General features: G+C 46.6%; 13 protein-coding genes and 1 other annotated feature. Of the genes, 6 read left to right on the forward strand and 7 right to left on the reverse strand.

Annotation, left to right across the window (positions count from 1 at the left end; translation table 11 throughout):
• Positions 1-74: 74 nt before the first annotated feature.
• Together PDUR_RS06570 and PDUR_RS06575 are read right to left on the reverse strand one after the other, a co-directional pair.
• Complete coding sequence (locus PDUR_RS06570) at positions 75-1496, reverse strand: MDR family MFS transporter (protein ID WP_042205575.1); 1422 nt, start codon at positions 1494-1496, stop codon at positions 75-77.
• 318 nt (positions 1497-1814) lie between these two features.
• Positions 1815-2054 carry a hypothetical protein gene (locus PDUR_RS06575; RefSeq protein WP_042205576.1) on the reverse strand — a complete coding sequence of 80 codons (240 nt, stop codon included), beginning with the start codon at positions 2052-2054 and terminating at the stop codon, positions 1815-1817.
• A 228-nt stretch (positions 2055-2282) separates the two neighbouring features.
• Here PDUR_RS06575 and PDUR_RS06580 point away from each other — a divergent pair, with 228 nt between their 5' ends.
• Both PDUR_RS06580 and PDUR_RS06585 read left to right on the forward strand, forming a co-directional pair.
• Complete coding sequence (locus tag PDUR_RS06580; RefSeq protein ID WP_233277548.1) at positions 2283-2645, forward strand: MFS transporter; 363 nt, start codon at positions 2283-2285, stop codon at positions 2643-2645.
• On the forward strand, positions 2608-3087 hold the full coding sequence (locus PDUR_RS06585; RefSeq protein ID WP_042205578.1) for an MFS transporter: 480 nt from the start codon (positions 2608-2610) through the stop codon (positions 3085-3087). The genes PDUR_RS06580 and PDUR_RS06585 overlap by 38 nt, the downstream gene beginning before the upstream one ends.
• Before the next feature lie 170 nt (positions 3088-3257).
• Here the strand turns inward: PDUR_RS06585 and PDUR_RS06590 are convergent, their stop codons facing one another.
• Positions 3258-4295, reverse strand: coding sequence for a zinc-binding alcohol dehydrogenase family protein (locus PDUR_RS06590; protein ID WP_042205579.1), 1038 nt, complete (start codon positions 4293-4295; stop codon positions 3258-3260).
• A 126-nt stretch (positions 4296-4421) separates the two neighbouring features.
• On the opposite strand from PDUR_RS06590, the gene PDUR_RS06595 reads away from it, so the two are divergent.
• A complete protein-coding gene (locus PDUR_RS06595) occupies positions 4422-4781 on the forward strand; it encodes a winged helix-turn-helix transcriptional regulator (RefSeq protein WP_042205580.1) in 360 nt (119 codons plus the stop codon).
• A gap of 225 nt (positions 4782-5006) precedes the next feature.
• Here the strand turns inward: PDUR_RS06595 and PDUR_RS27170 are convergent, their stop codons facing one another.
• Positions 5007-8201, reverse strand: a complete 3195-nt coding sequence (locus tag PDUR_RS27170) for a cadherin-like beta sandwich domain-containing protein (protein ID WP_052410097.1) — start codon at positions 8199-8201, stop codon at positions 5007-5009.
• 150 nt (positions 8202-8351) lie between these two features.
• Positions 8352-8606 (forward strand) — a binding site (T-box leader).
• 73 nt (positions 8607-8679) lie between these two features.
• Between PDUR_RS27170 and PDUR_RS06605 the strand changes: the two genes are divergently transcribed.
• Complete coding sequence (locus PDUR_RS06605; RefSeq protein WP_042205581.1) at positions 8680-10359, forward strand: glutamine--tRNA ligase/YqeY domain fusion protein; 1680 nt, start codon at positions 8680-8682, stop codon at positions 10357-10359.
• 105 nt (positions 10360-10464) lie between these two features.
• Here PDUR_RS06605 and PDUR_RS06610 read toward each other — a convergent pair whose 3' ends face one another.
• A complete protein-coding gene (locus PDUR_RS06610) occupies positions 10465-10935 on the reverse strand; it encodes a hypothetical protein (protein WP_042205582.1) in 471 nt (156 codons plus the stop codon).
• Positions 10936-11214: 279 nt separating this feature from the next.
• Between PDUR_RS06610 and PDUR_RS06615 the strand changes: the two genes are divergently transcribed.
• Complete coding sequence (locus PDUR_RS06615; protein ID WP_042205583.1) at positions 11215-11988, forward strand: sporulation protein; 774 nt, start codon at positions 11215-11217, stop codon at positions 11986-11988.
• Positions 11989-12189: 201 nt separating this feature from the next.
• Complete coding sequence (locus PDUR_RS29705; RefSeq protein ID WP_233277549.1) at positions 12190-12273, forward strand: YjcZ family sporulation protein; 84 nt, start codon at positions 12190-12192, stop codon at positions 12271-12273.
• 56 nt (positions 12274-12329) lie between these two features.
• On the opposite strand, the gene PDUR_RS06620 is transcribed toward PDUR_RS29705, so the two are convergent.
• Together PDUR_RS06620 and PDUR_RS06625 are read right to left on the reverse strand one after the other, a co-directional pair.
• Complete coding sequence (locus tag PDUR_RS06620; protein WP_042205584.1) at positions 12330-12638, reverse strand: hypothetical protein; 309 nt, start codon at positions 12636-12638, stop codon at positions 12330-12332.
• A 40-nt stretch (positions 12639-12678) separates the two neighbouring features.
• Complete coding sequence (locus tag PDUR_RS06625; protein WP_042205585.1) at positions 12679-13080, reverse strand: DUF3888 domain-containing protein; 402 nt, start codon at positions 13078-13080, stop codon at positions 12679-12681.
• Between the last annotated feature and the right edge of the window lie 161 nt (positions 13081-13241).

Consider the following 13241-nt stretch of genomic DNA (forward strand, 5'->3'; position numbering starts at 1 on the left):
ATAATCTCTTCATAAGCAGGTTAATGCAAAGGTAGATTTTTATTAACGGTATAACTTCTGTGCCTAGTAATGAATCAATTATGTTCAGGTGACTTTTTTATAAACCAACCCAGCACCAAAATAAGTATTGCAAGAATAAATTCAATCCAAAAAACCGTTTGTAGACCGGAAACCATGCTTTGTGTCTTCTCATGCATCGCAGTGGGATCGAGCGCATGGTGAAGATAACGATTGGCTCCAGACGACATGATGCCGACGAACAATGCGATGCCAATTCCCCCTGCAATCTGTTGGAGTGTGTTGTATATGGCTGTGCCATAGGGGACCAAGTGACTCGGGAGTTGATTCAGTCCTGTCGTCTGGGCCGGCATGACGACGAATGACATGCCTAAGAATAAGAGGACATGACTCAACAGAACGGAACCTCGCGTTGTATAGCTGTCGATGCCGGTAAACAGCCACAACGATAGGGCGATCAAGAACAGTCCAGGTACAATGACGAATCTCGGCCCGAATTTATCGAGTAATTTCCCCGTCACCGGCATCATCATCCCGTTCAAAAGGCAGCCCGGCACCAGAAGTAAGCCTGTCGCGAATGCGGTCAACTGCATCACATCCTGCATATAGATTGGCAGCAATGTCGTTGTAGCGAATAGAACCATCATCAGGATGACAACCAATACCGCAACCAGAGAAAAAGTGGGGTACCGGAATACGGAAAGATCGATCAATGGCTCTTGGATCGTGAGCTGTCGCCATACAAGTAAGATCAAGAAGAGGCTGCCTATGACAATCGATCCGTAACCCTCAGGCTGGGTCCAGACATTTGTTTGGCTGAAGCCGTAGGTGACGCAACCGAAGCCGACGGTTGACATCACAATGGATAGAAGGTCGACCCTTGGCTTGGTCCGTTCTGTCACATTCTTCAAGTACATGAATGCATAAACAATCGAAAATAGTGCGACAGGAATCACCAGGTAGAATAGCCATCGCCAGTTAAGGGTATCGATGACCAAACCCGACAAAGCCGGCCCGATGACAGGGGCGACCATGATGACCAGCCCCATGAGACCCATGGCCGCACCCCTGCGTTCGGGAGGATAGAGGGCGAGAATCGTATTCATCATCAACGGAATGAGTAATCCCGTCCCGCCAGCTTGAACAACCCTGCCCATCAGCAAGATTCCGAATCCCGGGGATACTGCGCACAAGCAGGTACCAGCCAAAAATAACGCCATCGCAGACAGAAACATCTGGCGAGTCGTGAACCATTGCTGCAATAATGCGGTCACCGGCACCAGTACGCCGATCACGAGCATATAACCCGTCGATAGCCATTGGATGGTCGCAGCCGCACGCCCGAATTCCCGCATCAGTCCAGGAAGCGCATTGGTTAGTAAATTTTCGTTAAGAAACGCAACAAAGGCACCGATGAGTAGAGCGGATAACATCACCCCTCTCTTTATTCCGCTTACATCTTGAACCCGTTCATTCATCTTCTTTCCTCCCCGAATGCTCATTGCGTTCTGTCCATTTTGTATATCCCTTATACCCACATCGCCTGAAGGAAATTTTACGTGAAGCGGGCTGAATTGGAAAAAGCGAAATTGCTCATCATACTCGGAAATTCATTCATATTTCGAGAACATAAGGGGGGCTCCCCCACTATGTTGCTCATTCGCACATTATTTCTTGACAAGATGAGATTTGGGGATTATGATAACGTGCCGGTCAACTCTACAAGGTAAAATAAAATCAAAAAGGCTGACTTTTCGTAGTGCCTTGGCACCGGAATCGTCAGCCTATCGTGCAAATTATCCTACACCATCACTTTCTAACAAGGAATAAAAATTATCACGGTCTTCGTCATCAAATTTGCCAAGTGTCCGTACCCTAACATATTCATGTCCGCCATACATGTCTATTTCCTCACCGTACCTATTGTAGAGCGCGATCATATTGCCATCCTGATTCAACTCCATGTACCCGTAACATTTTGCTTCAGGCGCTTCACCGTAAAAGAGCGTAAATCTGATTTTGATCACTCTGTGCATGCAGATCCTCCTTTTCTGTCTTTCGTATTGGCTTTGAATTTATACAGTATCCTCCATAAAATGTCAACAGATAAAGTTTCCACCCGATTAGAAAAAGAAATAGTACTTGATAGTAGCTATATCAGCAGAATAAAACGATTGTGTTAATTGCTAGGTTTACTTCTTGTAAGAAGGGTCGTACACAATACTAAAACCCTTATCACACTTACGAAGAGCTACATTGTGATCATGCTCATCGGTGCTCCGATCGTCATCATCGGGGATTTGGTTCCGCCCCGTGAGCGTTCACGCTATCAGGGATTAACCGGTTTGGTACCAGCTATTGCGCTAATCGCCGGGCCTTTTCTTGGGGGATTTATTTCGGATTACACTTCATGGCGCTGGGTATTTTTCATCAACCTGCCGATTGGCGTCATTGCCCAGCTACTGATTGTCATGCGCATGCAGCTTCCCAAAGGCAGCAACAATAGCAGTATCGATTGGCTGGGAGGGATTTTCGCAGCTGTCTCCACGACAGCGCTGCTTGATGATCGGCATCATGATTACTTCCGCAATGTCTGGAGTACTCATAGCCAAAACCGGACGCTATAAGTACTGGCCTGCCTTTGGAGCTGTACTCATTATTGGCGGGCTGTGGTTACTTGGCGGGATTACGGTTCATACCTCGGATTGGGTCATTATTATCGCTATGTTCATTGCGGGCCTTGGACAAGGCGCCATGATCCAAGTGGCCTTGCTTGCTGGGCAAAATGCCGTACCCTACAAGAATATCGGTGCCGCAACCGGTGCGTTGAACTTTTTCAAGAGTTTGGGCGGGGCTTTCGGAGCAGCCATATTTGCCGCAATCTTGACACACGAGCGAGGATCAAGTGTCGCGCCGGATGCGATAGCCCGCGCTTTTGGCCATACCTTCATGTGGGTCATTCCCTTCATGCTTGTCTCCTTCATCCTGGCGCTGGTCATGAAAGAAAAGCCGCTCTCTGAGGAAATAGAGAAAATCGCTTCCGGTCAAGAGACAGCGCCTGAATTCTAAAGGACAGAAGGCAAGAGAGCTGTTTGGACGAATTTGTAGAGACCACTACGGCCTGAGTCTGGCCGCCAGACGTTGAACAGTTTCCTCTTGCATCAGCTTTTTAATGATAAGGGAGCCATTTTTTTGTAATGTTTGAACTTGCCGTTACACCATTATTATTTTCAACCCGCTCAACTAAAATGCTCCAATACAATCTTCCCGATGGTTTTTCCCGACTCGATTTTTGCATGGGCAAGTTTCAAGTTAGCGGCATTAATCGGAGAAAGTCTCTCGGTAACAGCGGTGCGGATTTTCCCTGCGTCTACAAGTTCGGCCAGTAGATTCAGCAGACGATGCTGTTCTAAGATGTCCTCTGTATTGAAAGTGGACCGTGTAAACATGGTCTCCCAAACAACCGTAACGCTCTTGCTCTTCAATAAGTTTAGTGCAACAGGCGCTTCGTTCTCCACGATGAGACAGATCTTTCCTTGTGGAGCGATAACCTGCGTCATGTTGTGCCAATGCTGATCCGTATGGTTCAAGCAAAAGATATAGTCGACATGGTCGAAGCCGAGTTTCTGCAATTGAGGAAGGAATTCCTCGTAATGATTGATCACATACTGGGCGCCCAGCTCTTCAACCCATTGAATCGATTCTGGTCTGGACGCCGTTCCGATTACGGTGAGTCCCGCCAGACGGGCAAGCTGCAGCGCGATGGATCCAACGCCCCCTGCGGCACCGATGATCAAGATCGATTTGTTCTTGTTGGATTCCGGAGCTTGAGAAATGCCTAGCCGATCAAAAAGACTCTCCCAAGCCGTGATCGTTGTTAACGGCAGCGATGCGGCATTTGCAAAATCTAGTGTTGACGGCTTTCGTCCAACGATCCGTTCATCCACCAAGTGAAACTCGCTATTGCATCCTGGCCGAATAAGGCTTCCCGCATAAAAGACTTCATCACCCGGCTGGAAAAGCGTACATTCAGGGCCGACTTGCTCGATAACGCCGGCCACATCCCAACCGAGTATATAGGGACCCTCACCAGCTTGATCGTATGCACGTACGATGGGATCGGCTGGGTTGGCGGAAATGGCTTTTACTTCAACGAGGATATCGCGGCCATGCGGGGCGGGTTTAGGCACTTCTATATCTAACAGACTTTCAGGATGCTCGATTGAAAGAAACTTATAATAACCTACCGCCCGCATCATTTCTGGCTTTTTACTCATATTCATCATCCTTTTTTTATGATTTGCTCTCAGCCACCTCATTATAGTTTAATAAGTAATATACAAAAAGTACGCAAATATATCATATTAAGTATCAATAAAGATACCTAGAAGGGGTGCTTCGTAATGACAAATCCTTCAGAAAGAAAGTGTCCAGTGGAAACAACCATGGGTGTCATCGGCGGCAAATGGAAGGGAGTTATTATTTATTATTTGTTGAGCGGGACCAAGCGATTCAATGAGCTTCGCAAGATCTACCCCCAAGTTACTCATCATACCCTGACCCTTCAGTTGAGAGACCTAGAACGCGAAGGGATTATTGCAAGAAAGACGTATAGTCAGGTGCCGCCCAAGGTGGAGTATTCGTTAACGGAGTTTGGGAGAACGCTGGAGCCCATCATTCTCTTAATGAAAGAATGGGGAGACAAATATGAAGTGCGGGTGAATGAAAGTCATCATCAATTGGAGACTAGTGAGAGTGAGTAACTGGATTCAAGTTCAAGTTGGAAAGATAGCAAGAAACGTTTTCTACTATTGAGTGAAAACTTGCCATTAAAGGCAGCACGGTTAACCGTATCTCAAATAGGATATTTTCACAAAATCAAATGAAAAAGGGAGCCGGACACATCCGACTCCCTTAGGTTTAGTCCGAAGACATTCAGCACTATTCTCTATCTAGAGGATACAATTCAGCCGCGAAAGAACGCCTTCCTAAATGAGTTCGGACTTCTGAAGGAACCTCTGAATAATAACTGCAACTTCGGCTCTCGTAATGAATGCTTTTGGAGCGAGCTCCATCTCATTTCTGCCTGTAACCATTCCCGATTGCAGACAGTCGGCAATACTCTCCTTGGCCCAATTGGAAGCATTCGCTGCATCTTTAAATGGAGCAAGCGCTGCATTTATCTCCTGGGTAAGGAGCTTGGTTTTCAAACCGGTCAGTGTCATTGCTTTTGATATCATCGTCATTGCCTGTTCCCTTGTGACTTTGTCCGTTGGATGAAAGCTGCCATCTTCAAAACCGCTAAGCAATTGGTTGGCGTATGCAGTTTGAATGGCATCGCTATACCAATCGGAAGCTTTTACATCCGGGAATGCGGTTCCTCCATTCACGAGCTTCACTCCTAGTCCTCGAACAAGGATGGCCGCAAACTCTGCACGTGTAATGTCTTGATTGGGGGCATACCTCCCATTGTCGAACCCGTTAATGATCATGCGCGAGCCCAAATCATTGATTGCAGATTTCGCCCAGTGGCTGGCGGCATCTTGAAATTCGACCGGATGTGAAATGATAGCGTACGTGCTACCCGACAAGCTCTTGATTTTCGCATAATATTTCCCATCCATAACGGCAAGCTTGGTTGGCATTGAGTAAACTGATCCATCCGGTTCCACCACAATGCCGGTTGTGACCTGGTTGGCGTCAATGCTATTGGGAACGCTATCGGAAATCGCTATTGTGCGTTCTACATATGCGTTGAACCGGGACACTTCCAAGCTGCTATCATGATATGCCGCACGTACTGTAAAGTTAAGCGGAGGAGCAACAAGCTTGAAATTGCCTTTGAATGCCGCATTTTCGATCGTTTGCAGCATGTCTGCCGAAGGAGCCGCGATTTCAATTTGAACGACCAAATCCTGTAGTAGTGCCGATTGTCCCAACTGTTTAGAGATAGATTCTATATTGATTTGCTGGGCAGGCAGCGTATAGGTCGCCTGATCGGTTTGGATTTTCACTACCGCCTGATTTTGCTCCAGAGTTTTGATCATCTGACCGTTGAACTCACCGATGACGACATCCGATCCCGGACTGAATGGAAACGTAATTATTGTACCCGGACTTGCCGCTTCAAAAAGCTCCATAAATTTGGCCGGGTCTAGTGAAATCGTGGTAACCGATTGATTGTTAACCCGGGTTGTTGTTGCTAATCCCCAATTTTTGGCTTCTCCATTGACCAGGATATTCACAACTGCACTAGCAGTCCCTGTTGTAACGGGATTTGCCGGTGTATCGTTATCCTCGTTGCCGCGGGTCCCGCTATCGTTACCGTTCCCATCTCCGGCATTTGATGATGGTCCTGGAATAATCACGTTGGAAACGGCTGATCCGGCGCTTTTCCCTGCGCTGTTGACCGCTTTTACCGTAAACGTATAAGCAGTGCCGTTCGATAAGCCCGTAACGGTAATTGGGCTGCTTGTTCCTTCGGCAATGATATTGCCCGGCGAAGCGATAACTTCGTATCCGATGATCGGGCTTCCGCCATTGTTCGATGGAGCAGTAAAAGAAACGGTAGCTTGGCTGTTTCCCGCAATCGCGCTTACGTCCGTTGGAGCGGCCGGAACGGTTCTCGGCGTTGCGCTCACTTCATTGGAAGCCGCGCTGTCCCCTCCCGGATTGGTCGCTTTAATGACAAAGTAGCTCGTAGTGCCATTGGTCAAGCCTGTTACATCAAAATCGTAAGTTGACCCGGTAACGGTAGCGGCTTCGGGACCATAAGTGCCGGATGTTAAGCTTTGGTAGATTTTGTATCCCGTAGAGCCATCTACAGGACTCCAGGCAAGTTGTACATGTCCGTCACCGGCAACAGCGGAGTTCAGGGCCGGTGGAGTTGTATCCTTCACAAATAGGGTAAACAGAGCGTTCGTTCCCTTATTCATCACAAAAGTAATTACATGATTGCCCGTTTTTAATGTAGCCAAGTATTCCTTATGAATGGTTACTGTATTTGCGGATAATGTGTAGCTGGAAGGTTCCAGGATCGTGTCGTCAAGCTTTATGGCCGACAATGTATTGCCGTTCAAGGTAAGGGTCGTCACGACGTCTTGATAGTGCCCTTCCGCAGTATTGGACGAATATTTGTCAAAAGTGCCCGATGCCGGGTTGATCGTACTATCCTGCAGCCGTGTAACCGAAATCGTATACCGCTTGATGTAGCCCGGATCTTCCGCTGTCACTTCTATGGTGATGAGATTGCTGCCTGGAGTCAGCGGCACATCTATTCCGTGTCCATTCGTCACCGTCATGTAGCTGCCTCCATTAACCCGAACCTTTACCGTTGATGCCGGATCGGCTGCCGTTGGAATTACCGTTAATGAATCGGCAGCATAAGCCACACTTGCCAATGTATAAGCGTTCGTACCTGTTGCAAAAGCCGGACTTAACATGTTTCCGGGAACGCTGAGATTGCTCAAGCCGGCATTCGTGCTGGGTGCGGCTCGTGTCACCGTTATCGTATACGTCTTATTCGCCGTAAGATCATAGGATGCGGTCACGATCACTATCGTATTGCTTCCGACATTTAAAGGAATTGAACTGGATGCAGCACCATCGGTCGCCGCTGTTCCGTTGATTGTCAAAGAGGCTGCGGGATCATCCAGCACCCCGGTGAACGAAATGCTGCTCGTTGTATAAGGTACGTGTGCTGTGTAATTCATTACCGAGGATTGAAAACCCGGGCTTAACGTTGCATCATCTGAATGTAAATCAATCAAATCCGCGTCATTGGTCAGTGGATAATATACATGAATTGTATACGTTTTGGTTGCCGTTAAATCCGCCGAAGTTACCTTGAATTGAAACGTATTATCTCCCCGGTTTGTCGGGAGATACCCGGTCGATGTATTGGAAGGGAGTCCAGTCCAAGAACCTCCATTCATCGAATACTCCATCGCAGCTCCGGAATTTGCAGGAATTGCCGCTGTATAATAACCAGTTCCAGAGCTGTGCATTCTTACCCAATATTCCGTCACGGATGGAGAAAAGGCAGGGGATAATGAGCCGGTCCCTTGATAAATAGACACCAGATCGGCATCCGCATCGCTTATTTGAGCCCGTACATACCAAGGAAGAGCTGTAATAAGGATCAAAAACGTAAAGCTGATGAAGAAATACCTTGCGAGTCTCACAAACACCTCTCCTTTCTTATTTAAACTATTATGTAAGAATTATTCTTACTATATCATATCGGTTATTTATTTTGAGTAAGTTAGTTATCTTACGGACGTAAAGAATAAGGGTTTACACAAATGGTAATAATTGATATCCTATCGATAAATGAAAACGCGATGATGAGAAGAGTACGGAAATCACGTTCTTGCACAGAGAGCTCCGGCAGGTGAAAAGGAGCCAAGAGCGATTTCCCGAACCAAGCCTCTGAGCAGCATGCCGGAATCTTTAAAGGGGATGGCGTGACGGGAGCTCCCGTTATTGAGCTAGAGTATAAGCATTGCCTGCAATGCCGTACTTAAAGAGGTTAATATGGCGACATATTAATGAACCTGGGGTGGCACCGCGACAACTTCGTCCCCAAGACATGAAGTCTTGGAGGTGAAGTTTTTTTTGTATCGGATGATCACTTAACAAGTTCATTAGGAGGAGTCGACATTGAGTAGCCTCAAGGAGCATTACACCGAGAATTTTTTATTAAGGCTGATTAGTGAGGAGCTTGAGAAGAGTCCATTTGGCAGGGACATGTGCACGCGATTTCCTCCCGAACCCAATGGTTATCTTCATATCGGAAACGCCTACGCCATAAACACGAATTTTACAACAGCCCAAAGGTTTAACGGAACGTTCAATTTACGCTTTGACGATACGAATCCCCTTAAGGAGGACACTCAGTATGTCAATGCGATTATCGAGGATATCAAGTGGCTCGGCTATGATCCGGGAAAACATATTTATTATGGCTCAGACTACTCGGACGAAATCTATAACGCCGCAGTTACATTGATCAAACGCGGGAAGGCCTACGTCTGTGACTTGACACCGAGCGAAGTGACGGAGTATCGAGGGACTTTGACGGAGCCTGGCAAGAACAGCCCTTACCGAAACCGGTCCGTAGAGGAAAATCTGGAGCTTTTTGCAAAAATGAAAAACGGCAACTTCCCCGCTTCTTCAAAGGTCGTTCGCGCGAAAATTGATATGGACTCGCCCAATTTGAATCTGCGTGATCCTGTGATTTACCGAATTATCTATGCTGAGCATTACAGGACTGGAAATGAATGGTGCATCTATCCGATGTACGATTTTGCTCATCCTATCCAAGATGCGATTGAGGGCATCACCTATTCCCTATGCTCAATTGAATTCAAAGACCACCGTCCCTTGTATGAATGGGTCTTAAAGGAGCTTGGTACCCCTGAGCCTCCGCGGCAAAGGGAGTTCGGCCGGCTGAACTTAACGGGTGTAGTCACAAGCAAACGATTTTTGAGGCAGCTGGTAGAAGGAGGCTTCGTCGACGGCTGGAATGATCCCAGGCTTCCGACGATTCGAGGCTTAAGAAGAAGAGGCTTCACGCCGGAAAGCATACGCCGCTTTATTGAGGAGATCGGCAGCATCCGAACCCAAAGCACGGTAGATATTTCGCTCTTGGATCATTGCGTCAGGCAGGATTTAAAAGCAAAAACGGTTAGCGTCATGGGTGTCTTGCACCCTTTGAAGGTCGTCATTAGCAACTACCCTGAGGATGAGGCGGAACGATTAACGATTGAGAACAACAGCGAAAACGAGGCGCTGGGGAAAAGAGAGGTTCCTTTTTCCAAAACGATTTATATCGAGCGGGACGATTTTATGGAGCAGCCATCCAAGGGCTTCCATCGGCTTAGTCCGAATGGAGAGGTGAGGCTGAAGGGGGCGTATTTTATTAGATGCGAAGAAGTGATCAAAGACGGCGATACGGGTGAAATTACGGAACTGCGCTGCACTTACGACCCGTTTACGAAGAGCGGCACGGGGTTTACCGGGCGTAAGGTGAAGGGGACGATTCATTGGGTATCTGCGGAACATGCGGTTAAGGTTGATGTTAATCTTTATGAGAAGCTGCTGCTTGATCAAGATATTCCGAAGGAGGGCAGCGGGGATTGGACAACGATGATCAACCCTGACTCGTTAGTTACCATAAAGGACGTCTTAATGGAGCCTTCCATTGAACATGCCCGCCCGGAACAGAAATTCCAATTCTTCCGTCACGGTTATTTTTGCGTCGATAAGAAGTGTAGTACCGGTGATCGGCTTGTATTTAACCGTGTCGTACCGTTAAAGGATACTTGGGGTAAAAGATGAGGCTCAGATAATGACTCGGTACCTTAAGAAGACTTTTGCTTGCGGAAAAAGAGCCGCCCCTCCGCCGATTTGGCGGAAGGGGCGATTTCAAGAAATATAAACTTGTTACTGAACGGTAAAATCAACGGTTTGAGTGGAACCTAATGTATAGCCATTGTAGGCTACCAAGCCTGGGTCAATGATGATTTGATAACTGTTGCCACTTACCAGATTTGCATCAAAAAAGAGGTTCCGTTTTTCAATACTAAAGGGTGAGCCGTCTCCCAATCTATATACACTTATCGATTCCATGGTTTGGGTGGTTGTATTTTTTAGATGTATGTAATTCTGATTGGTAGATAAATTAGCGGCGACATTATGGTTAAATTGAAGTTCAATATGTTGTAACCCGGAAGGTACACTCGTATTGTTAATTAATGATACACCGGGCGTTGCTGTTTCTCCGCTAATTGTGCATAGGTTGGCATCATAAAAGGTTACAGTAGGGTCAGCAGCAAGAGCGGTACTTGCAAAAAAGCAGAGCATTAATAGTGATATTACAAAAGTACTAATTAGTTTTTTTTGTTTATGAAGCATTCTTTTCCACTCCCTATAAATTCATAGTTTTAGTTAAATCACTCGTATGCAGCTTAAAGTTATGCCATCCTTTGGACTATCCCCCTTTATGTAAAAAGCAGATTTGTTATGTTTTGTTATGTTTAGTTATAACTAGTTATGTTTAGTTGTATCTTAGCATGGTTGTGTATTTAATTCAATAATCAATTTGATATAGCTGAAACGAATTAACCGGATGCTGCGTAATGCATAGCATGAACGTATTACAAGGATTCAATATTGCGGAGGTGGAACCGGTACATGTCTATGTTCAAAAAGGTATTGGCAAGCGTCGGCATCGGGTCGGCTAAAGTTGACACTCGGCTGGAGGAGGCGCGGGTAGTGGCTGGCGGTACGCTGCGCGGAGTAGTATCCATTCGCGGGGGCCAGGTGGAGCAGCAAATTGACAAGATTTATATTTATGTGAAGACTCAGTATGAAAAAGAAGAAAATGATAAAAAGGTAACGCACGAAACTGAAATCGCACGCATCCTCATTACCGAGGGATTTTTGCTGCAGGCAGGGGAGGTTCGGGAAATTCCGTTTGAAATTACCGTTCCTGAGCGTACGCCTGTATCGTACCGCCATACACCGGTATGGCTGATGACTGGGCTGGATATCAAGATGGCGCTTGATCCAAGCGACCATGATTATCTAGAGGTACTGCCGAGCGATAACATGCAGGTGGTGTTCGGCGCGCTGGATGAGCTGGGCTTCAGGCTGCGTGAAGTTTCCAATGAGTATGCTCCCCGTCTTGGCGCCGGCTTGCCTTTTGTACAGGAGTTCGAGTATGTGCCGACCCGCGAGTTTCGCGGTGCGCTGGATGAACTTGAAGTGATGTTCTTTCCACGGGGCGACAATTTGGAGCTGTACATCCAGATTGACCGCAGAGCTCGCGGACTTGGCGGTTTCTTGTCAGAAGCCATGGGCACGGATGAGAGCTTTATCCGCGTGACCTTTACCGGTAATGATCTGCGCCGCGGCGTACATGAGGTGTCGAGCCGGTTATATGAACTAATCTCCCGATACAGCTAATAATGAATGCAGAACAAGCCTGACTTCATTAGAAAGTGCACCCTTTAGAATGGACATCGGATAACCCCCTGGTTAATTCGATGAAATTCTAGGGGGTGTGTTTTTTTATGCCTGGCAAAAGTACAGAACCAATAGGCGAAAGCACTTGCACTTATATAGATAGGGCATATATTAGTGTAGAAAATTGAAGGAGGGATAGCGATGAGCGGTTATGCAGGGTTCACCTCTACTACTGTTGTCTTAGTGCTTTTCATTCTGTTGGTGATTGTTCTGAAGACATTCTAAGATGACCACGCTTAAAAAGTAAGAGCCTACTTCACCGTGTAGGCTCTTACTTCATGTTATGTGTACAATAAAGTGATCACAAGCAGCTCGTAAAGAACAAGGGTCAGAATCGCTTCATCATACGGATTATAGAAAGCACGATTTCCCCCATGCCTTGGAACTGCCAAATGCAAGAAACCTCTCTCACAACTCATGATTCTCCCCGTGACCACCTGACCGTCGATTGTTTCAATCCTGACATATTGATTCGTATGTTGTCTGCATATATTGTGCAAATGGCTTCTAACGGATTTTAAGTTCTGAATTGGATTGCTGTCTGCTTGATACAGTACTTTTTGTTGAGGACCTCCCATTTGAATACTCATGGTTATCACCACCTCCCTTTGGAACTAACACATAATATGCCTATTGCAGGTACGTGGTTCTTTCCGTTCGCTGAACATTCACCACTTTAGGTTGTTTTGAGAACAGATTTGTAAATGTAACAGTGTAGCTGTGATAGGGAGGATTATGTGCGCCTTCAAAGGTCGTTACTTTTAAAGTAGCCTCCCAGTAATATTGGCCTTGTTCCAATCTTTTGATCTCAACCAATTTGTCGACCATGAACTGTCTGTCGTCATCGTACCCAGCAAGGACTTTGCCGATTGGGTCGAATAAAGACCAGATAAACGCGTCTCTCAGGACATCGCACTGTGCCTGAACGTTCTCTTGGGGGCCATTAACTGATTCCATTGCAAAGATTTGGGGCGGAGCATTAACAGTCAGGAGAGAAGCGAGAAGAACAGTTGTCAATCTTTTTTGCAGCATGGTCTTTACCTCCTTTGACGGAGTTATTTTACTCTCGCCGTTTTAACACTATCCAGAAGCTTGTCAAAGGACGATGGGTAACTGGATGGTTTTAGCTTGCGACAAGTAAAAGCCTCTCCGCGTTCGGATGCGGCCTTGCTGGCTTTCCGTTCTTGGCGGCA

Origin of the sequence: Paenibacillus durus, assembly GCF_000756615.1 — a bacterium.
In the GTDB taxonomy this organism is placed as follows: domain Bacteria; phylum Bacillota; class Bacilli; order Paenibacillales; family Paenibacillaceae; genus Paenibacillus_AQ; species Paenibacillus_AQ durus.